Annotated in this window: 15 protein-coding genes and 2 pseudogenes; 3 read left to right on the top strand and 14 right to left on the bottom strand. The window is 59.6% G+C overall.

Going from position 1 to position 21,712, the window contains the following annotated elements; genetic code table 11:
• Nucleotides 1–31 precede the first annotated feature (31 nt).
• From hisF to hisG, 6 genes and pseudogenes are all read right to left on the bottom strand, one after another.
• Nucleotides 32–797: pseudogene (gene hisF / locus LKE28_07540) on the bottom strand (imidazole glycerol phosphate synthase subunit HisF).
• Nucleotides 766–2,096: pseudogene (hisH, locus tag LKE28_07535) on the bottom strand (imidazole glycerol phosphate synthase subunit HisH). The pseudogenes hisF and hisH overlap by 32 nt, the downstream one beginning before the upstream one ends.
• Nucleotides 2,096–3,232 carry a bifunctional histidinol-phosphatase/imidazoleglycerol-phosphate dehydratase HisB gene (gene hisB, locus LKE28_07530; GenBank protein MCH3908079.1) on the bottom strand — a complete coding sequence of 379 codons (1,137 nt, stop codon included), beginning with the start codon at nucleotides 3,230–3,232 and terminating at the stop codon, nucleotides 2,096–2,098. Before hisB ends, hisH begins: the two are co-directional and overlap by 1 nt.
• Nucleotides 3,229–4,293: a histidinol-phosphate transaminase gene (gene hisC / locus LKE28_07525; protein MCH3908078.1), complete on the bottom strand. Its 1,065-nt coding sequence runs from the start codon at nucleotides 4,291–4,293 to the stop codon at nucleotides 3,229–3,231. Before hisC ends, hisB begins: the two co-directional genes overlap by 4 nt.
• Entirely contained in the window at nucleotides 4,290–5,573 is a 1,284-nt protein-coding gene (hisD, locus tag LKE28_07520) for a histidinol dehydrogenase (GenBank protein MCH3908077.1), read from the bottom strand. Before hisD ends, hisC begins: the two co-directional genes overlap by 4 nt.
• Before the next feature lie 20 nt (nucleotides 5,574–5,593).
• On the bottom strand, nucleotides 5,594–6,457 hold the full coding sequence (gene hisG, locus LKE28_07515; GenBank protein ID MCH3908076.1) for an ATP phosphoribosyltransferase: 864 nt from the start codon (nucleotides 6,455–6,457) through the stop codon (nucleotides 5,594–5,596).
• 180 nt (nucleotides 6,458–6,637) lie between these two features.
• Here hisG and LKE28_07510 point away from each other — a divergent pair, with 180 nt between their 5' ends.
• Together LKE28_07510 and LKE28_07505 are read left to right on the top strand one after the other, a co-directional pair.
• Nucleotides 6,638–6,919, top strand: a complete 282-nt coding sequence (locus tag LKE28_07510) for a hypothetical protein (GenBank protein ID MCH3908075.1) — start codon at nucleotides 6,638–6,640, stop codon at nucleotides 6,917–6,919.
• A gap of 24 nt (nucleotides 6,920–6,943) precedes the next feature.
• Complete coding sequence (locus LKE28_07505) at nucleotides 6,944–9,805, top strand: glycosyl hydrolase-related protein (protein ID MCH3908074.1); 2,862 nt, start codon at nucleotides 6,944–6,946, stop codon at nucleotides 9,803–9,805.
• Here LKE28_07505 and LKE28_07500 read toward each other — a convergent pair.
• From LKE28_07500 to LKE28_07480, 5 genes are all read right to left on the bottom strand, one after another.
• On the bottom strand, nucleotides 9,783–10,694 hold the full coding sequence (locus LKE28_07500) for an MFS transporter (protein ID MCH3908073.1): 912 nt from the start codon (nucleotides 10,692–10,694) through the stop codon (nucleotides 9,783–9,785). The genes LKE28_07505 and LKE28_07500 overlap by 23 nt on opposite strands.
• 286 nt (nucleotides 10,695–10,980) lie before the next feature.
• Nucleotides 10,981–12,090 carry a citrate transporter gene (locus tag LKE28_07495; protein ID MCH3908072.1) on the bottom strand — a complete coding sequence of 370 codons (1,110 nt, stop codon included), beginning with the start codon at nucleotides 12,088–12,090 and terminating at the stop codon, nucleotides 10,981–10,983.
• A gap of 14 nt (nucleotides 12,091–12,104) precedes the next feature.
• On the bottom strand, nucleotides 12,105–13,796 hold the full coding sequence (gene pheT / locus LKE28_07490) for a phenylalanine--tRNA ligase subunit beta (protein MCH3908071.1): 1,692 nt from the start codon (nucleotides 13,794–13,796) through the stop codon (nucleotides 12,105–12,107).
• Nucleotides 13,796–15,334 (bottom strand): phenylalanine--tRNA ligase subunit alpha, encoded by a 1,539-nt coding sequence (locus LKE28_07485; GenBank protein ID MCH3908070.1) that lies wholly within the window; start codon nucleotides 15,332–15,334, stop codon nucleotides 13,796–13,798. The genes pheT and LKE28_07485 overlap by 1 nt, the downstream gene beginning before the upstream one ends.
• Nucleotides 15,335–15,407: 73 nt before the next feature.
• The gene (locus tag LKE28_07480; protein MCH3908069.1) at nucleotides 15,408–17,378 is read right to left on the bottom strand and encodes a dehydrogenase E1 component subunit alpha/beta; all 1,971 of its coding nucleotides are present in this window, start codon (nucleotides 17,376–17,378) and stop codon (nucleotides 15,408–15,410) included.
• A gap of 125 nt (nucleotides 17,379–17,503) precedes the next feature.
• On the opposite strand from LKE28_07480, the gene LKE28_07475 reads away from it, so the two are divergent.
• Nucleotides 17,504–18,343, top strand: coding sequence for a DMT family transporter (locus tag LKE28_07475; GenBank protein ID MCH3908068.1), 840 nt, complete (start codon nucleotides 17,504–17,506; stop codon nucleotides 18,341–18,343).
• Here the strand turns inward: LKE28_07475 and LKE28_07470 are convergent.
• From LKE28_07470 to LKE28_07460, 3 genes are read right to left on the bottom strand one after another with little or no spacing between them, the layout of a single operon-like run.
• Nucleotides 18,337–18,840 carry a flavoredoxin gene (locus tag LKE28_07470; GenBank protein ID MCH3908067.1) on the bottom strand — a complete coding sequence of 168 codons (504 nt, stop codon included), beginning with the start codon at nucleotides 18,838–18,840 and terminating at the stop codon, nucleotides 18,337–18,339. The two genes, LKE28_07475 and LKE28_07470, sit on opposite strands and share 7 nt — an antisense overlap.
• 58 nt (nucleotides 18,841–18,898) lie before the next feature.
• Nucleotides 18,899–19,972, bottom strand: a complete 1,074-nt coding sequence (locus LKE28_07465) for an ABC transporter ATP-binding protein (GenBank protein MCH3908066.1) — start codon at nucleotides 19,970–19,972, stop codon at nucleotides 18,899–18,901.
• A 13-nt stretch (nucleotides 19,973–19,985) separates the two neighbouring features.
• Complete coding sequence (locus LKE28_07460; protein ID MCH3908065.1) at nucleotides 19,986–21,698, bottom strand: iron ABC transporter permease; 1,713 nt, start codon at nucleotides 21,696–21,698, stop codon at nucleotides 19,986–19,988.
• Nucleotides 21,699–21,712 lie beyond the last annotated feature (14 nt).

Here is a 21,712-nt window from a genome sequence, read left to right as displayed (position 1 = left end):
ATGCGGACATGGGGACTGTTCGTCCACCATCCTACAGCCGCATCGGGATTCCCTGTGCGGACAGATATTCCTTCAGATCATGGATGTCGATCTCATGGAAGTGGAAGATCGAGGCGGCAAGCGCCGCGTCCGCCTTCCCTTCCTGGAACACATCACGGAAATGCTCCATCTTTCCCGCACCGCCGCTGGCGATGACGGGAATCCCCACGGCGGTGGAGACCATCCGGGTAAGATCGACGGCAAAACCGTTCTTCGTCCCGTCGTGGTCCATCGACGTGAGCAGGATCTCCCCGGCGCCCTCGGTCATACACTTCTTTCGCCCAGGGAAGCACCGCCTTGCCGGTGGGGGTGCGCCCCCCATCCACATACACTTCCCATCCTCCCTCCATGGAAGGGTTGCTCCGCGCGTCAATGGCGCAGACAACGCACTGTGAGCCGTAACGGTCTGCAAGGGTATCGATCAAGCCAGGAGAGCGGACCGCCATGCTGTTGATGGAGATCTTGTCGCAGCCGGCGTCCAGAAGAACGGAGACATCCTCTTCGTTCTTGATCCCTCCGCCGACGGTGAACGGGATGTTGATCGCCTCGCTGATCCGCCTGACCAAGCTCGCCAGCGTGGGACGGTTCTCCACCGTCGCCGTGATGTCCAGAAACACCAGCTCGTCGGCACCACTTCTGCTGTACAGCGCGGCGTTCTCCACCGGATCCCCGGCGTCCCGGAGCGAGACGAAGTTGATCCCTTTGACCGTCCGGCCGTTCTTGATGTCAAGACACGGAATGATACGTTTCGCCAGCATGGCGCACCTCCTCCAATGTTATGCCGCCCTCGTACAACGCCTTGCCGATGATCACGCCGGCGACAGGCACGTTGGAAAGCTGGATGATATCCTTCATCGACCCCACGCCACCACTGGCGATCAAGCGGATGGAGGGGAATCTACCGACCAAGGCGGCGTACAGGTCCAACGCCGGACCGGAAAGCATCCCATCCCGGCTGATGTCCGTGCAGATGAACGGTCGACAAGCCGTTCTTCAGGTAGAAATCGATGAATCCGTCCAGCTTCAGGCTGGTCGTTGTCTTCCATCCATGGGTTGCGATGTAGCCGTCCTTGACGTCACAGCCGATGATCAGGCGGGCAGAACCGAAGCGTTCGTTCCACGCGCACACCAGATCCGGCCGCTCCGCCGCAATGGAACCACAGGTGACCATCGCAGCCCCGGCGTCGAACGCCCGCCTGCAGTTGCTCCTCGTCCTTCACGCCACCGCCGAAATCGATGACCAGGCGGGTTTCCTTGGCGATACGCGAAAGGACGGCGAGATTGACGATCCCATTTCCCTTGGCACCATCCAGGTCGACCAGATGGAGGCGCCGGATCCCCGCCCCTTCGTACGTTTTGGCGATCTCCACTGGATCGCCGTACTCCGTCTTGCGCTGGTAATCCCCCTGGGAGAGGCGTACGCATCTGCCGCCGATCAAATCAATCGCAGGGATCAGATCCATCACACACCTTCCAGAAAGTTTTTCAGAATCGCAGCGCCTACCTGGGAGCTCTTCTCCGGATGGAACTGGCAACCATAGAAGTTGCCCTTTTCTGAGCGCGCTGGAGAACACCACGCCGTCGTACTCCGTCAGCGCCACGCTGTAAGCGCACTTCGGCGCGTAGTAACTGTGGACGAAGTAGCACCAGTCCTGTTCCAATCCGGCAAACAGCGGACAGTCACGACGGAACGTGACGGTGTTCCAGCCCACCTGGGGGATCTTCACGCCCTCATGCTCCGGAAACTTCACCACCGGAATGCCGAAGATCCCCAGACAGTCGGCGTCATGCTCCTCGCTGTGGGCGCACATCAATTGCATCCCCAGACAGATGCCAAGGAATGGCTGGGTCAGCGAGAGGATCACCTCATCCAGCCCTTTTTCCTTCAGATAGGCCATCGCCGTGGACGCTTCGCCCACCCCAGGGAAGATCACCCGATCGGCCGAGCGGATCAAAGCCGGATCATCGGTGACGGTGGCCGTCACCCCCAGCCGGGAAAGCGCGCACAGGACGCTCCGGATGTTGCCCGCATTGTATTTGATGATCACCACGTTCATCACAGAACCCCCTTGGTCGATGGAAGCTGGTCGCTCCAGTAGTACCGGCGCACCGCCTGCCGCATCGCGTGGGCGAACGCCTTGAACAACGCCTCGATCTGGTGGTGGGTGTTTCCGTCACTGACCTTCAGGTTGAGGTTGCAGCGGCTGCTGTCCGAAAAGGACTTGAAGAAATGCTCCACCATCTCCGTCGGGAACGAACCGACGTACTCCCGTTTGAACGTGCAGTCCCACACCAGATCCGGACGTCCGGAGAAGTCGATGGCGCACTGGGCAAGCACATCGTCCATGGGAAGCAGTTCGCATCCATAGCGGGAGATGCCCCGTTTGTCCCCCAACGCCTGGAGCACCGCCTCCCCCAACGTGATGGCCACGTCCTCAACCGTGTGGTGTTCGTCCACCACCAGATCTCCATGGGCGTGAAGGTCGATGTCAAATCCGGTATGCCGGACGATCTGCTCCAGCATGTGGTCGAAGAATCCGATGCCGGTGGTGAGGTGCCCCACTCCGCTGCCGTCCAGATTGACGGACAGGCGTATCTGCGTCTCTTTCGTCTCACGGGTGACCGTCGCCTGACGGGTGGCGTGCCGTCCGTCGCCCAGGATGAAGCAGGTCACATCGTTCCAGTTGTCGCTGATCAAAGCAACGCTGTCCTTCAGTTCGGGGTGCTCCTCCAAGAGGACGAACTGTGTCTTGGGGGCAAACCAGATGGCCTTGCACCCCAGGTTCTTGGCAAGCTGGACGTCGGTCAGCCGATCGCCGATGACCAAGGAGTCGGCAAGCTCAAACCGGTCGGAGCGGTACTCCTCCAGCATGGCCGTCCCCGGTTTTCGTCCCGGGCAGTTGTCCGATGGCAAGGAGAGATCGATGTGCACGTCGTCAAACAGAATCCCCTCTCCGGAAAGGGTGTCCATGATCCGCTGGTGGATCGGATAAAAATGGTCGAACGGGAACGACGGCGTCCCCACGCCATCCTGGTTGGACACCATGACCAGGTAAAACGGACCCTCCCGTTTGATCCTCCCCAAGCCGTTGAACACCCCGGGGATGTACCGGATCTTCTCCCAACTGTCCACCTGGTCTTCCACGACGATCACGCCGTCGCGATCCACAAACAACACCGGTTGTCGGTTCATCCTTTCCACTCCTTCAGGGCGGCAAGCAACGCCTGGTTCTCCGCCTTGCTGCCTACGGTAAGCCTCAGACACCCTTGGCAGTGATACTCATGCGTCCGGTTGCGGACGATGATCCCTTTTCCCATCAGATACCGATAGATGCCGTCGGCATCCGTAACCTTCACCAAAAAGAAGTTGGCGTCCGTCGGATAGACCTGTTTCACACACGCGATGGTGGGAAGCACCTCGTTCAGGCGTTCACGCTCGGCGAGAATCTCTTTGGTCCCTTCCCGGACGGCATCGGCATGATCCAGATCATGAAGGGCCGTCTCCTGGGCGGGGGAGCTGACGTTGTACGGGTACTTCATGCTGCGCATCACCTGGCAGATATCCTCGCTGGCCACCAGAATCCCCACCCTTGCTCCGGCCAGACCCCAGCTTTTGGACAGGGTGCGGAGCACCACTAGGTTGGGATGGCGGTCAAGGAGCGTCACCGCCGACGGATACCGGTTGAAATCGAAGTACGCCTCATCCACCACGGTGATGCCGTCGAACCGCGACGAAATCTGTTCGATCTGAGAGACGGGGAACGCGTTTCCCGTCGGGTTGTTGGGGGAGCAGATGAACAGCAGTTTGCACCTGCCGTTCCCCCGGTCTCTCTTCTCCTGGGCGAGATAGGCCTCCAAGGCAGGAAAATCGATCCCAAAGTTCTCGTTCAGCGGCACGACGTCACTCTTCACATCGTTGATGTCGGCGAACACCCGGTAAGCCCCATAGGTAGGGGGCATCAACAAAATGCGGTCCTTTCCGGGAACACAGAACATGCGGATCAGATTGTCGATGATCTCATCCGAACCGTTGCCCACCACGGTGTGGGCGAACGGGAGCCCCATCACCTCGTCGATCCGATGGCGGAGATTGACGCACAGGGGATCAGGATAGCGGTTACGTCCCTTCTCGGCCACGAAATCCTGCCAGTTCTCATTGGCGTCCAGATACACCGACGCCGTGCCGGTGAACTCATCACGGGCGCACCGGTACGGTACCAGGGAAGCGATGTTCGCTCTGAGCAACTCCCTCATTCCTTCTCCTCCATCCGCACCGCTACGGCCATCCGGTGGGCTTCCAATTGCTCCCCACGGGCCATCGTCTGGATGGTTTGGGAAAGCCCTTCCAGCCCGGTACGGGAAAGTTCCTGTACGGTGATCTTCTTGACAAACGAATCCACGCTGACGCCGCTGGTGCTGTGCGCCCAGCCGCTGGTCGGCAGGGTGTGGTTGGTGCCGCTGGCATAGTCTCCGGCGCTCTCGCAGGAGTACGGACCGAGGAACACCGAACCGGCGTTCACCACGCCGGAGAGCAGTTCTCTCGGCCTGGCCGTGTTGATGATCAAATGCTCCGGAGCGTACCGGTTGGCGATCGCGAGCGCGCTCCCTTCGGTGTGCACCACGATGGCGTGGGAGTGGGAAAGAGACGAGAGAAGGAAACGCTTGCGGGGTAATTGGGACAGCTCGGCATCCATCGCGCTCTCCACGGCATCCAGGAAAACCGATCCGTCTGTCGGGGAAATGACCAACAGCATCGCCTGGCTGTCCGGGCCGTGCTCCGCTTGGGAGAGGAGGTCGCTGGCGACGAACGCCGGGTTGCTCTTCTCATCGGCGATGACCATCACCTCGCTGGGGCCGGCCGGCATGTCGATGGCGCAGATCTCGCTGGAGACCTGCAGTTTCGCTTCCATGACGAACCGGTTCCCCGGCCCGAAGATCTTGTCCACCTTGGGGACGGACGCCGTCCCGAAGGCAAGGGCGGCGATTGCCTGGGATCCTCCGAGTTTGTACACCTCATGCACTCCGCCAACAGAAGCGGCGAACAGGATGGCCGGATTGACCTTGCCATCCGGTCCGGGAGGCGTTGCCAGCACGATGCGGGGGCACCCCGCCACCTGCGCCGGAATGGAAAGCATCAACACGGTGGAAAACAACGGCGCCGTTCCACCGGGAATGTACAATCCCACCGTCTGGATCGGCACGATCTTCCGGGAGAGCTCCACGCCTTCCTGGACGATCAGATGCTCCCCTTGCGGCACCTCGGCCTGATGGAACGCACGGATGTTGGATGCGGCGTGGAGGATGGCTTTCTTCAGATCATCCGGCACCAAGCCGTCCGCCTCCTTCATCTCCGCTTCACGGACACGAAGCGTGGCAAGGTCAGCCTTGTCGAACTGCTTCTCCAGCGCGAACAACGCCTGGTCACCTTCTTTCCTCACCTGTTCCAACACCCCACGCACCGTCTCCCGCACCGCGTCCCGGTCGATACCCGCCCGCAGCAGCAATGCGTCCAATTCGGCGCCAACAGGTTCCACGTTCCTTGTCAAATACATACTCACTCCGTCATCTTTTCGATCGCCGTCACCAGAATGCCTTCCGCTCCGATGGCCTGAAGCTGTTCCAACACTTCCCAGAACCGATCCTCGGCGACCACCGTCTGGACGGACACCCAACCGGAATCCATCAGACGGGTGACCGTCGGGCTCTTCATGCCACCGACGATGGAGGCCGCTTCCTTGATGTGCTCTTCCGGCAGGTTGAACATGATGTACTTGTACCCTGCGGCCCGCTGGACGGCGTTGATGCGGAGCATCAGCCTCCGGAGGATATCCTCCTTGACGGGATCGCCCATCTCTTTGCGACCCAACAGGATGGCCGAGGAGCGATAGATGCATTCCACTTCCTTCAGGCCATTGGCCGCCAGCGTGGTTCCGGTGGACACCAGATCGCAGATGCAATCGGCGATGCCCACCGCAGGGGTGACCTCAACCGATCCGGCGACCTGGACGAACGAAGCATGCACACCGGCCTTCTTCAGCGCTTCCCCCAGGATGTGGGGATAGCTGGTGGCGATACGCTTGCCCTCCAGCGACGAGAGCCCGTCATACGGCGCCCCCTGGGGGACGGCGACGGACAGACGGCACTTGGCGAAGCCAAGATCCTTCAGCATGCACAGGTCGATCCCCTGCTCGTCATACTCGTTCTTTCCGACAATCCCCACATCGGCGATGCCGTCGCGGATGTACATCGGGATGTCATCGTCCCTGACGAACAGAAACTCCAACGGGAAGTTGGAAGCCCGTTCCTTCAGCACCCGCGATTCCGTATTGAACGAAATGCCGCAATCTTTGATCAACGCGAGGCTGTCCTCGCTGAGTCTGCCGCTTTTCTGGATGGCGATCCGTAGTACCGTTTCCATGTTACCCCCGAATTACAAAAAACCTCCGCGACATGCGGAGGTCTGTATCCATGCAGAAGCCCACCTGTCAGGTTCCGAAAAAGAACATATGATGGTGGAGCTTCGTGGTTTTCATGCCTTTACCTTACCGGAAAGAAAAGATACGTGTCAAGATGAACCCGAGGTGGTATAATCCCCGCCATGGAACGTACGAAAATCACACTGGATGTGGATGCCCGGACACTGAAGGACGCCGAGGACCGGCTTTCCGAACAAGGCCTGTCGTTGGATGAGGTGGTGGACGCGCTTCTTGGGCGTATCGCCAAGGATGGAGCCATCCCGTTCACCCCGGCGGGGGACGAAAAACCGGCTCCCCCCACAAAAGATCCGCTATCCGACCTGTACGGCGAGAAGCCTACGGCGGACGTCCAGACAGACCCCGGTTTCTTTGAACCGGACGAGATGAATCCCCTGGTTCACTGAACCCTATCAAAAGGAGTGTCACTGATGCTGTATCCAAAAACGGAAAAACGGGTGGCGATGTACCGCACCTTGCTGGAGCAACGCCGCTTTCTTCCCCTGCCCGTCCCAATGGCCTGGCAGACCGCCCAGAGTGAGGAGCGGAATGAAACGACACGCGGAACGTGGAAAACCATCGCCTCGTTTCCCTTCTCGTTCGGAACGCCCCACCAGGACACCTGGCTGAGGACCACCGTCACCCTCCCCGACCAAGACGGCCTGTACCTGTCCATCCCGCTGGGCACCGATGCCCTGTGCATGATCGACGGACAGCCATGGTGCAACGTCAATCCGTTCCACACCATCATCAACGTGGAAAAATGGAAAGGGTCCACCATCCAGGTGACGCTCTGCGCCTGGGATGGCTATCGTTTCCCCGGCTTTCACCCGGTACGGGGAGAGAAGGTGCTCACCACACTGGATACCATGCAGAAGGACTATCCCATTCTGCTGGGAAAGCCGGAACTGATGAAGAAACTGCCCGCGTCTTACGAACTCTTCTATGACATCTCCGCCCTTGCCGACACCTACCTTTCCCAACCGGAAGAATCGCTCCTCAGGCAGCAGGGAATGTCCCGTCTCCATGACGCCCTGATGTCCCTCCATCTTGGCGAAACGGATCCCGATGTCTGGGAACAGGAAGCGTTCCTCGCACTTCAGCAAACCAAACAGCTGCTTTCGGCGAAGAACGGCACCGTCGCTCCGACCGTCTGGTCCATCGGAGGGGCGCACATCGACCACGCCTGGCTCTGGCCGAAGACGGAGACGATCCGCAAGGCGACCCGGACGATCAGCGGGATGACATCCTTGATGGAGGAATACCCTGAGTTCGTCTTCCTCTCCACCCAACCGGCGCAGATGGAGCAGGTGTTTTCCGCATACCCGTCCTTGTACCAGCGGGTGAAAGCGGCGTTCGACCGCGGACAATGGGAACCCAACGGCGTCGGCCTGATCGAATCGGACAACATCCTAGCCACCGGAGAGGGGTTGATCAGAAACCTGCTGTTGGGGCGGCAGGCCACCGAACGGATGTTCCCGGGCTATCGGGGGGACACCTACTTTCTTCCCGACTCGTTCGGCTACAACGGAAACCTTCCCCAGATCCTCAACGGCTGTGGCGTCACCTACTTCGTCACCAGCAAACTCAGCTGGAACGACACCAACCGCTTTCCCTACGACACGTTCCTGTGGAAGGGAATCGACGGGACGGTCATCAAGGCCCATATGATCCCCGGCGGCTACAACGGCAGGAACACCCCCACCGAGATCATCTCCCTTTGGGGCAACGTCCGCACCAAAGAGAACCAGACTTCGCTCTGCCACACGGTGGGCGAAGGGGACGGCGGCGGCGGCACCCGGCGGGATGACATCGAGCTGCTCCGTCGTCTGGGAGACCTGCAGGGATGTCCGAAAGGTGCATGGTCGACGCTCTCCGCCGCACTGAAGGATGTGTTCGCCAGATCGCGGAACCTGCCGGTCTACCAAGGGGAGCTGTACTTCGAGCTGCACCGTGGCACGTATACCTCGCAGGCCAGGATGAAACAGGGGTACCGGAGGACCACCACACTCCTGCACAACGCCGAATACCTTCTTGCAGAGGCGTGGGCGCGCCAAACGATTTCCCCAAAAGACCGGGAAGCCTGCCGCGCGATCCTCCACGACCTGTGGAAGGAGACGGCCATCAACCAGTTCCATGACATCCTGCCCGGTTCCTCCGTCACGGCGGTCTATCAGGAAACCAACGCGTTCTACGAGAAAGCCGGCGAACAGCTTGGGGACATCATCACCCGCCTGGCCACACCAGGAGAGCTGTTGAGGAACCTCTGTCCGTTCCCCAGCCAGGGCATCGCTCCGTACGCCACGGGAACAAGCAAAAGCGCCTTCTCTCCCGATGGCCTTTCGCTTCCCTGGGGAAGCATCCGCTTCGCAACGGATGGGACCATCACCTCGCTGGTGTTCCACGGCAGGGAACTGGTCGAAGGAAATGGCGCGTGGAACACGCTGCTCCTCGGGGAAGACTTTCCGATGGACTGGGACGCCTGGGACGTGGACAAGGATTCGATGGAACGTCTCTCCTCCGTCTCCGTCCCGATGGAACCCACGTTGGTCCGAAAAGGGAAGATCGGGAAAGCGTCTTTCCTGACCCAGAAAATCCGCATCCACACGGAATGCGCCCGGATCGATTTCCAGACGACGGTGGATTGGCACGAGGCACACCAGATGCTCAAGGCGGATTTCCCCATAGCGCTCTCTGCGGAGAACGCCCTCTTCGACATCCCCTTCGGGTTTGTCACCCGATCCACCGCGGAGAACAACTCCATCCAGGCGGCGCAGTTCGAGGAGCCGGCCCAGAAGTTCGTCATGGTGCAGGATACCGATCTTTCCGTCGCCCTGATGTCGGACAGCCAGTACGGATACCGGGCCAAGGACGGACACCTTGCAATTTCACTGCTGCGCAGTCCCAAAGCCCCCGACCCCACGGCGGATATGGGGGAACATACGTTCACCTATGCCGTCATGGTGACGGACGGTGGATTGGAAGATGTGATGGCAAACGCCGAGGCGTTGAACAACCCGCCCATCGCGGTGGAAAGCCCGCAGCAGCCGTTGATCACCCCCGGTTCCGGCCTGGCGGTGGAGACGGTGAAGATCGCCGAGGATGGGGATGGGATCATCTTCCGGGTACGGGAGCCGTATGGGCGACCGATCTCCGGCACGCTTTCCTTTGATCCATCGCTGGATCCGTCCACCCTGCATGAGACCAACATGCTGGAAGAGCCGGAAGGAGACGGCAACCTGTCGTTCCATCCGTTCCAGGTGAAGACCTTCAGGATCCGTCTGAGCCGCTGAAGGCGGTCAGGATGGCCATCCCCAACGGGAACAGGCCTGCCAGCAACAACCCACGCTTCAAGTCTCCCGACGCCGATGAGGCCAGGGAGACGACCTGCGGTCCCAGCGTGCTGCCGATGTTCCCGAAGAACGCCAGCGTGCCGAACAGCATCGTTCCTCCGTGAGGGAGAACGGTGGCGGACAGACTGAGCGTCCCCGGCCAGAGGAGCGCCACGGCAAACCCGGTGAACGCGCACCCCAACAGGGCGACGAACCGGTTGGGGGAGAACACCGCAACGCCATAGAGCAGAACGGCGACCAAGGCGGAGAACCCCAACACCCGCCGGAGCGGAATGCGCGCTCCCGAAACGCCATACCAGGTCCGGACGACCGCCATGCACAAGGCGAACAGGCAGGGCCCCAGCAGATCCCCCACCGCCTTGTCCACGCCCAGCCCCTGCTCGGCGAACAACGACGCCCACTGGTTCATCGATATCTCCGAACCGGCGGCGCAGAACATCATGCCGCCGAGCACCCAGAATACCGGATGGGAGAAAAGGGAGCGGAGCGACGTGCCGTCGGTCCGTCCATCCTCCATGCTCACCATCGGGACACGGAGGAACAGAAACGCGTCACAGAGAGGGAACAACGCCCAAAACCAGGCGACGACCGGCCAGGCATCCAGCCCCAGCAGGTGGAACAGCAGGGAAGAGATGCCGATGACCAGCACCATACCCCAGCAGTACGCCGAATGAAGGAGCGCCATGGGGTTTCCGTTCCCGGATGTACGTGGCAACGCCTGGATGATGGCGCTTCCCAGTACGTCCCCCACCCCGCATCCGAACGCCCCGATGAGCAGGGCGGCCATCACACCGGAGAACCCGAACCATCGGGGAAGCAAGCCGAGCAAGCAGAAGGCCCAACGTACTGCACCATGCAGAGAGCACGATGCTCCTTCGGTATCCGATCTTTTGGGAAATTCGTCCCGTGGCCAGATTGGCCAGAAGTTGGGTGCCGAAATTCAGCATCACCAACAACCCGACATGAAAGATGTCCACGTGAAACTGGCGCTGGAACGTGGCGAACAGAAGCGGCGGCAGGTTGTTCACCGCCGCTTGGCTGACGTAGCACAAATAACAGGCGTTTGCCGTGTCCCGATGGTCCATGCTCACCACGGTATCACCCCTGTGCCTGGCTTACAACAAAAACAGCGCGGCGAAGACGCAGAGAATCACCAAAAACAGGACGTTCCAGATGGTGAAGACGACCAGGTACCGCCCCCTGTGGGAGTCTCCGCTCTTGGTGTACGCCTTGAAGGAGATCAACGAGGCGAGGGAGGCGATCAACGTTCCGAGTCCTCCGATATCCGTACCCAGCACGACGGCTACGGCATCGGTGGTGAACGACGAAAGAAGGATGGCCGCCGGCACATTGGAGATCACCTGGCTGACCAGGACGCCGTACAGGAACTCCCTGCCCCCAATGGTGCTCCCCAGAGCCTTGGTGACGGCGGGGATCCGGGCAAGATTGCCGACGAAGATGAAGAAAAAGACGAACGTCCCCAACAGCGCGTAATCCACCTTGGAGAACAGACGGCGGTCCAGAACCAGGACGCCCACAGAGACGATGGCCAGCACCAACCGGTAGTCCAGAACGCGAAGCGCCGTGAGGATGCACAGGGCGAACAGCACCAGGCTGACCCAAAGCTTGGTTCGCTCCATCACCACCGGCGGGGCGTTTTCCACCCGAAGCGTACCGGTATACCGCCGAAAGAGGACGGTGACAACCAGAAGCGCCAGGGAGAGCAACGTAACGGGAAGCACGGCGCGGAAAAAGACGGAAAACGGCATCTGGTAGTGGTTGTACAGGTACAGGTTCTGCGGGTTGCCGAACGGGAAAGCCATGCTGCCCAGGTTGGCGGCGATGGTTTCCATCACCACGACGAACCGTAACGACCCCTTGTCCTCGGTGGGATAGACCATCAAGGTCAACGGGACGAACGTCAACAGCGACACGTCGTTGGTCACCAGCATGGAGAAGAAGAACACGGAGACCACCAGAATCAACGACAGACTCCTGACGGAGCCTGCCCTGTTGATCAACTGGTGGGAAACATACGAGAACAACCCGAAGTGGATCAACGCCTGGATGACCAGCATCAGGCTGAACAGCAGTCCGATGACCCGGTAGTCGATGTACGCGGCATACGCCCCGTCCACCGGCACCAGGACCATGGAGACCACGGCAGCCAGTGCGGCAATGACGAAGACAAACTCCCGTTTCGCGAACGACAGCAGTCTGTGCATGGGGATGTGAGGGCTCAGTTCCTCAGCAGATCCAGGTCAAGCTCGCACAGGACGACCGGATATCCGCATCCCCAGGATTCCAATACCTGCGGATGGACCTCTCCGAAGATGCCCACCGGCTTTCCATCGACCAGCACACGGGCGCACCGGCCCGGGATGAACCGAGGATCCCCTTCCACCTCACCCAGCGTGTACTCCTTCTTCAGGAAGTACATCAGCGTGTACAGGACGGAGGAGACGTCGTTGTATCCGACGGCGATGTCACTCATCATGAAGCCCAGATGGTTGCGTGTCGTTGTGCCACTGTTGTCCGACGGATCCTTGTAGGCCACCTTGCCCACCTCGAAGATCTTGTGGGGGAACGGCGCATGGGCCGACACGCTCTCACTCTCCAGCAGGGAAGGCAGAATGGACGGACGGACCACCTCGAAGTTCTCCGTCATCGGGTTGGCGATGAAGATGCACTCCGAGCCATCGACATGCATGTTGTCGATATACTCTTTGCGGGATCCGAGGTAGTTGTACATCATCTCCTGGAAGCCCATGCCGACCAGGATCCGCTTGACCGACCGGCCGAACATCTCGGCATCGGTGAGCCGTCCGATGGTGAAGTCATGGGGAGGCTCCGGCTTGAAGTTGTTCAGTCCGTAGCCGATCATCACGTCCTCCACCACGTCCACCGGATGGAGGAAATCATTGCGGTACTCCGGGACGGTGACGTACAGGACATCGTTGTCGCAGATGGCATACTCGCCCATCTTCTTCAGCGCTTCCACACACTGCGCGCCGGAAAGCTTTTCCCCCAGCGTCTTCTGCACCAGGGAAACCTGGCAGGAGACCGGTTGCTGGAAGTAGTACGGCACGGTGATTTCTTTGCCGTACGGCGTCTCTTCGGGGAAATGGCACTTCACCGGTTTGATCGTCCAGCCCATGTCGGCCATGTCGCAGGCAAGAATGGCGGCGACGAGGAGCAACGGCTCCAGTTCCGGTCCGGACATCTCGACAAACAGATCGCTGTCGCCGACCTTCACCGCCCCGATCTTCGCCGAGTTGATCACCGGCGGGAACGAAAGGGTGCCGCCGTTGTCATCGGTAAGATAGGGGAACACCGGCTTGTCAGCGACAATGTAGCCGTACTCCTTGCCCTTGGGATGCTTCTCAAGGATCTCCCTGAGGCTCATCTCCTCATCCGAACCCAGCGGCTGGAACCGGGTGGTGTCCGGATTGACGCCGGCATAGTGGACCGGGTAGGTGATCATGTCGCTGCGATAGATCCCCACCGCCACGTTGCGGCGTTTGCGTCCATATCCATCACACAGTTTCTCCTGGCTCTGGATCAACGCAAGCAGTTCTTCTTCCGTGATGGCATGTCCGCTGACGGCGAACCCAATGTCGTAGGCGCGCACCGGCTTGGCGCTGGCGTCGATGTACAGGTCACGTCCTTCCGCGTCCATCGTCTCTTCTGCGGTGGAGAAGAAATCATACTCGTAACTTTCGCCCCCATACGCCTTCAAGGCGCGGGCCACCCCGGCGGCGGACCACAGGTCCGGCCGGTTGGTGTCATTCAGCTCGATCTTCACCACGCCATCGGCATGCCCGTCCAGCTCCGCTTTGGCGACGGGGAAGATGTCCATCATCTGTTGGTCGGAAAGCCGCTTCCCCAAAAGGCGGAAGAACAGGTTTTCGCTTGTTTCAATCTTCGGCATCAGTTTCCCCTCCTCGTGCGGACACTCTCGATATTCGGCGTGAACAGCTCACGGATGTCATTCAGGCCCAGGTGCATCAACGCCATGCGGTCGATGCCCATGCCCCACGCCAGGACCGGTACATGGATGCCAAGCGGTTCGGTCACTTCCGGACGGAAGATGCCCGAGCCTCCCAGTTCGAACCAGCCCAGCACCGGGTGCTTGATGTGCACCTCGATGGACGGCTCGGTGAACGGGAAATAGCCGGGAACGTATTTGACGTCCTCCGCTCCGGCGATCTCCGTTGCGAACATCTTGAGCAAGCCCAGGAGTGTACGGAGGTTGACGTCCTCCCCGACCATGATGCCTTCCGTCTGGTAGAAATCGGCGCCATGGGTTGCGTCCACCTGGTCATAGCGGAAGCAACGGACCACGCCGAAGTACTTGCCGGGGACCTTGGCATGGGTCAGCGTATGGGCAGACAACACCGTGCCCTGGCTGCGGAGCACCTGCCGTTTGGTGAACTCTTCGCTGAAATGGTATTCCCATCCACGGCTTCCCGTCTCCCATCCGTTCTCATGGGTCGCCTTGACCTGGCTGAACCACGGTTCGTCGATGGTCTTGCAATGGGCGGGGTCCTTGATGCTGTACACATCGTGGATGTCACGGGCGCTGTGGAACTGTGGCATGAACAACGCGTCGCCGTTCCAGAACTCCGTCTCTACAAGCGGTCCGTCGAACTCTTCGAATCCCAGGCTGGCCAGCTTGTCCTTCACCCACTGGACGTAGGCGCCATAGGGATTCAGGCGTCCCGGGATGATCTTGGAAACCGGGGCGTTCAGCGCGTACGGACGGAACGAACCTTCCTTCCACTTGCCGCTCTGGATCAACTCCGGGGTGACGGCGCCGAACTCCTCACCGGTGATATGGGCCGCTTCCAACGCTTCCTTGGCCTGCTCGCCTGTTTCGGTCAGCGCGTAGACGACATCTTCCTTCTCCACCACCTTGAACGGCGAGGCGCTTGCCCCACGCTTCTTGGAAATGGAGTGGATCACCGCTTTCTGTTCGTCGGACAAGGAAACCTCATCCACCGGACCGGCAAGCCCCTGGGTGAGAAGCTGGGCTGCAATCTTCACCTCAGGCAGCATGTCGCTTCCCAGGGCCATCGCCTTGTGCTCGGCGTTCATGCCGGCCACCTTGCCTTTGGAAAGTTGTCCAAAGGCCGAGCCGACTTCACTCTGCTCCAGTTGCAACGCCTGGGCGATCTCCGGAAGAGTATGCGGCCCATTGGCGGCAAGAAAATCAAAGATACGCTGGACAGGAAGCCCTTCTTTCTGCTGGACTCTGCCGACGTCGGTCAGCTCATACAGCGTGCGGGCCGTCCGGCTCTTCTCCACGAGGCACCCTTTGGCGCACAGCCAGGAAAACGCTTGGTTGCACTGTCCCACCTTGTAATCCAGTTCCGCAATGATGCGCTCAGTGGTGATCGCTTCCCCCGCCTTGACATGCCTGAGCAGTCGTACCTCAAGAGGATGCAGGTTCTTCACATCGATGTCCATGAAACTTCTCCTGTATGGGGGACAGTGTACCGACAAGCCGGGAAAAAGAAAAGAGACAACAGCCCGTCAGAATTCACATCAATCGCTTCACCCCGCTGATGACATCCTCCGAGGAAGGAACCATCGCCTCTTCCAGTTCCTTGCGGAACGGAATCGGGCAGTCTTTGCCACAGAGCAACACCGGGTGCGCCTTCAGACGGGAGAACGTTTTGGGATCCTGGGTGACCGCAGCCACGACGGCGGCGCCAAAACCCCCGAAATCGGCGCTCTCCTGGACCATCACCAGACGTCCCGTCTTGCCCACCGACGCCAGAATGGCGGTGATGTCCATCGGCCGGAGGGTGCACAGGTCCAGCACCTCTGCGGAAATCCCCTCCGTCTCCAGCTGTTTGGCAGCTTCCAGACAGGTCTGGACGGCACGGCTGTAACAGACAAGGGTCACGTCCGTCCCCTGCCGTTTGATGTCCGCCTTCCCCAGAGGCATCACATACCCGCCATCGGCGATCTGTCCCTCTTCGCCGTACAACAGCTTGTGTTCGAAGAACAGTACGGGATTGTCACTCCGGATGGCACTCTTCAGAAGCGCCTTGGCGTCCTTCGGCGTGGAAGGTGCGACGACCACCAGGCCGGGAATGGTTGCGAACATTCCTTCCAGACTCTGGGTGTGCTGGCTGCCATGTCCCGTACCGCTGCCCATCGGGGCGCGGAGCACCATCGGACAGGAAAGCTGGCCTGCGCTCATGAACCGGATCTTCGCCGCGTGGTTGACCAACGGGTCGGAAGCCAGCGTGCAGAAATCCCCGTACATGATCTCCACCACCGGCCTGACTCCCAGCAGTGACGCACCGACCGCCATACCGGTGAAGCTCTCCTCGCAGACCGGAGTCTCCCGGACCTGGGCCGGGTGCCGTTTCACCAGATCCCCCGTCACCCCGAAACAACCGCCGTACAGACCGATATCCTCGCCCCACAGCACCACATGGGAGTCGCGGCTCATCTCTTCATCCAGCGCCTCGCGGATCGCCTCCCGATATGAGCCATTGTGGAATGAAACGGGAGCGACCGACACGTTGCGTTCCGGAGCGTACACCAATGAAAGCGCCTCCTGGAGGCTCAGCCGGTCATCCTTGGAGGCAACCGCCTTCCGGTCGGCCTCATCCACCGCGGTTTTGGCCTGGGCGAGAATGCGTTCGGTTTCTTCCGACGAACAGATTCCTTCCTTTCCGAGACGCTCCGCATACTGGTTGATGGGATCCTTCTTCCGCCACGTTTCCTCTTCGCTCCGGCTCCGGTAGACACACGCATCACTCTTGGAGTGACCGTTCTCCCGATAGGTCATCACTTCCAGAAAGTATGGGCCGCCGCTTTCGCGGATCGTTTGACAGGCGGTATCCGCCGCATTGAGGACGGCATCGAAGTCATTGCCGTCGCACCGGGCCCACGGCATCCGGTATCCTTCAGCCCGTCGGGCGATCACATCGGTGGCCACGACGTTCTTCACCGAGGCGCTCATGCCGTATCCGTTGTTTTCCAGATAGAACAGCAGGGGAAGATGCCACACCGAGGCGAGGTTCATGCACTCATGCACCGTTCCCCGGCTGGTCGCGCCGTCCCCGAAAATGGCGACGGCCAGGTTCCCGTTCCCCTCCTGCCGCAACGCGAAGGCCAGCCCCAAGGCAATAGGGACCCCGCTTCCCACCACGGCGGAGGATCCGGCGTTCCAGTGGGAGACGTCCGTCATGTGCATCGAGCCGCCAAGCCCTGCGCAGAGCCCTTCGCGGGAACCGAACATTTCGCTGAACATCCGGCTCATGTCGGTGCCACGACAGAGCGTCACCCCGTGGTTGCGATGGGTGGGGACGATCCAGTCGCCATCCCGAAGCGCCATGACAAGCCCCGCCTGGGCCGCTTCCTGTCCGATGGACAGGTGGGTGGTGCCCCGCATCTGTTTTGCTTTGAAATAGGTGTCAATCCGCTGTTCAAAGAATCGGGAACACGCCATCAAATACAGCGCGTGTTCCGCCTGTTGTTTGTCCAATTCCATTCTGCTCCCCTCCGCCCGATGTCCAGTCAGGCGTTTCTGGTCCCCACAGGGGGACCGGTGGCTTTCCCAAAAGTAGCATGGTTTTGCCCGTTGCACAATGGGCGAGACGGGGGTATCATCAGCGCATGTACCCAACCCTTTCCGTCCTCACCGGATTCTTCATCGCCGTGATGATCGCCGTCAACGGCGTGCTGACCACCACCGCCGGGGTGTACCCCGCAGCCGTGCTGATCCATCTGGGCGGACTTGTCACCATCACGGTGATCCTTCTTTTCAGAAAAGACAATCCGTTCTCCCATCGGCAGAACTGGTGGCTGTACCTGGGCGGAGCCATCGGGATGATCCCCACCGTAGCGAACAACATAGCGTTTTCCTACATCAGCGTCTCGGCGATGCTTGCCGCAGAACTGTTCGGCCAGAGCGCCTTTGGCTTTCTCATCGACCAGTTCGGGTGGTTCGGCGTAAAGAAGGATCCCATCACGCCGCGGAAGATTCTCGGGTTGCTTCTGGTGATTGCCGGCATCGCCGTGATGGTGATGATGGGAGGAGCCCGCATGCTGGGCATCGTGCTGTCCGCAATCGCGGGCGTGGCGCTGATGCTCCAGCGGATCGTCAACGGGCATCTGGCCGAGAAAACCAACGTCTGGGTCAGCACAATGTGGACCTACATCACCGGGCTCTCCTGCGCCATCATCGTGCTCTTTGCAACCGGCACGGCACCCACGTTCACGTTCCACATTCCTCCCTACCTGTACCTGGGAGGCACCTTGGGAGTGGTCTGCGTCACCCTCTCCTCCGTGGTGGTGGACAAAGTGCCGCAGTTCACCCTCTCCCTTCTGATGTTCGTCGGGCAGGTGTTCACCGCTCTGGTGCTGGACGCGCTGTTCTCCGGCTCGTTCTCCCTACCCAACCTGATCGGTGGGATGGCGGCGCTTGCCGGACTGTGGGTCTCAGGGTCTCACTGATCGCGGTAGACGGAGGTGACGAACCCCACGTATACGTCGTGATAATCCTTTCCCTGATACATCGGTTCAATGGAGTCATCCAGGAACAGCCGGGGATCCATCTTCAGCTTGCTCGCTTTCCCGCAACAGAAGACCAACGACGCCCCTTGGAAGGTGATCCGGTCAGGCTCCACCACGTCCGCAACCATTCCGACCGCCTCGGTCTTGTTTCCATCCCGTCCGCTGTGGGTGCCCAGGTAGATCAACTTGTCATGGTATGACTTGGGGAAAAACGAACAGGTGAACCCATCGGCCGCCTCCAAAAACGCGTGGGTGTATCGGCTGGGCCGGACAAAGGCGATCACTACCGGCTTCTCCCACAGATATCCCAACGTGCCCCACGCAGCCGTCATTGTATTCCATCTTCCCGCCGTTCCGGCGGTAACCAACATCAGATCTTTTCCCATCATGGTGAACGGATTCACCTGAAGGGACGCAAACGGTACGCTTTCCAACATCCGCGTATCCTCCTTTCTCTATCCTACTGCAGAACAGGGAAAAGGCAAGCGGAAGCAATCACGTCTTGATGGCCAGATAGTCGGATCCAAACATATCCTTGCGGTACACCAAGGATTTCAGGATATGGAGCGAAACAGCGTCCCCCTTCGAGACGCTTCTGCTGACGAACGGATTGGTGATCACCCGCAGTTCCTTGCCACCGCCGATGTCAATCCTGCAATCGTTGACATCCCCAAGAAAATAATGGGTCTTCACCGTACCGGACAAATCCCCATGGTCGGTGTAAGTCACCCACTCCGGCCGGATGCCGACGATCACAGGGCAACGAAGATCCCCCTCATACGGAATGGCCTGGCTGGTACCCTCCAGCGTGATACACCCTTCTTCGGCGACCCCGGGAAGGAAATCAATCTTTCCTACGAAATCGGCGACGAACGGGTTGGTTGGGGCATTGTAGATTTCCGATGGAGCGCCAACCTGCTGCACCGTACCGTTGTTGATGACGACGATACGGTCGCTCATCGCCATGGCTTCCGTCTGGTCGTGGGTGACGTACACCACGTTGATGGCCAGCTGGTTCTGGATTTCCTTGATTTCAAATCGCATGCTCTCCCGCAGTTTGGCATCCAGATTGGAAAGCGGTTCGTCAAGCAACAGCAGTTTCGGTTCCGCCACCAACGCCCGGGCCAGCGCCACCCGTTGTTGTTGCCCTCCGGACAGTTGGCTGGGGATCCGGTCGGCATACTGGCTGAGATGGACGGTGGCGAGAACCTGGTCCACCTTTTTTTTGATTTCCTTCCGCTCTTTCTTCTGGATATCCAACGGATAGGCGACATTCTCACGGACGGTCATGTGGGGCCAGACGGCATAACTCTGGAACACCATCCCGATGTTCCGCCTCTCCGGCGGAACGAAGACGTTGTCCCCGGAGACGACCTGTTCGTCGATCAACACACGGCCTTTGGTTGGTTTCTCAAAGCCGGCGATGATGCGGAGCATCGTGGTCTTGCCGCATCCGGAAGGACCGAGGAGCGTAATGAACTCCCCTTCCTGGAACGTCTCGGTGAAATCGTGCAGCACCACACTGGTTCCAAACGCTTTGGTGACATGATCAATGGTGATGACGGACATGGTTCTGATCTCCTTAGATTGAGAATTCGCCTTTGGTCAGCTTGTTCAGCACGCTGTTCAAAATTACGATGAACACCAAGATTCCGAAGGCGATGGCGCTGGCCTGTTGCTGGCTGGTGTACGTCCAGTAGTAATGCAACTTGTACCCGATGACCTGGGTATCCTTGCTGTACAGAAGCGTACTCATGGAAAGTTCATAAAACGTCGGAATGAAGATCAAGAACCATCCGGCGGCGATGGAAGGGGCGATCAACGGGATGGTGATGCGCCAGGTGGTCTTCAGCCATCCCGCACCGGAAATCCTGCTGCACTCCTCCAGACTGACGTGGATCTGGCTCATGGCGGAGACGACGGTCCGCATGCCCATCATCAGGTACTTGACCAGATAGGCGATGATCATGATCCACATGGTGTTGTACAGATTGATGCCGAACTGCCCCCGCATCGTCATGATCAGACCGAGGGCGATGACGACGGACGGCGTGCCCGACCCGACGGTGATCAGGAAATCGGGGATCCTCCTTCCCTTGATCGTGGTGCGCTCCAACAAGTTGGCCATCACTACGGAAACGATGATGCCGAACGTCGCGGTGATCACCGCGTAGAGCAATGAATTCTTCACGCTGAGGAACACATCCTTTCGGGAAAAAATCCTGCTCCAGTGCATCGTGGTGAAATTGCCCTTCTCCCATACCGATTTGCCCAGGTTCTTGGTGATGCTGGTAAGGCCCACCGTTACGAACGGCAATACGATCATGATGAAGGCGAACAGGAACATCAGCACGGTGAAGAACACCCGCCATCGTCCCAAGTCAACCGTATTCGGCCGGGTTGACTTCCCACTGACGGTGATGTACTTCCGCTTGCCCACGACAAACGTGCTGATGTACAGGACGAAGTTGGCCAGCAGCATCAGGAAGACGGCAAGCGACATGGCATCGGACAGCCCGTCCACCCCCAGCCCGACATAATCGATGATCCGGGTCGTCACCGTCGGAATCTTCACTTTGGCGTTGGCCCCGATGATCGACGGAATGCCGTAGGCGCTGGCCGCAGAGACGAACACCAGCAACGCTCCGGCGATGATCGACGGCGTCATCATCGGCAGCGTGATGGTCCACAGCGTCTTCCAAGGAGACGCCCCGCTGATGCGACTCGCCTCCTCCAGCGACGGATCCATCTTCTCCATGGCGCGGGAGATGGTGATGAACGCATAGGGATAGTAGAAACTGGTAAGCACCCAGATCATGCCGCCGATCGTGTAGATGTCAAACGGCCCGGTCTTGGAACTCAAGTGGAATACGTTGCGAAGGAATACATTGATGATCCCCACGTTGGGGTTCAACAGGCGAGACCATGCCATGGCCCCCACGTACGGGGGAACCATGTAGGTCATGACGCACAAGCCCCGGAAGAACTTCCGGTAGTACAGGTTGGTCCGTCCGACCAACCAGGCCAAGGGAAAAGCGATCAACGTGCCCAGCACCATCGTGCCGAACGCCGAGACCAGCGTGTTCCGCAGGGAAATCTGGTTCAGCTCATACCCGTACGTCTTCCGGTAGGAGGCCAGCGAAAAGCCTTTTGCCGGGAAAAACGACTTGATGAACATGTACACCATCGGGAACACTTCAAACAGAACGAGAAACACGACGATCCCGATGATGAACAACCATTTGACGTCAAACGAACGTCCTTGGGTGAGGGTCTCTTCCCGCCCCCCACGCATACCTTTTGCCTTGG

Source organism: Sphaerochaeta sp. (genome assembly GCA_022482495.1).
Classification (GTDB): domain Bacteria; phylum Spirochaetota; class Spirochaetia; order Sphaerochaetales; family Sphaerochaetaceae; genus RUG023.
The sequence above is the reverse complement of the archived record's forward strand: the minus strand, read 5'-3'. Positions and strand labels throughout refer to the sequence as shown.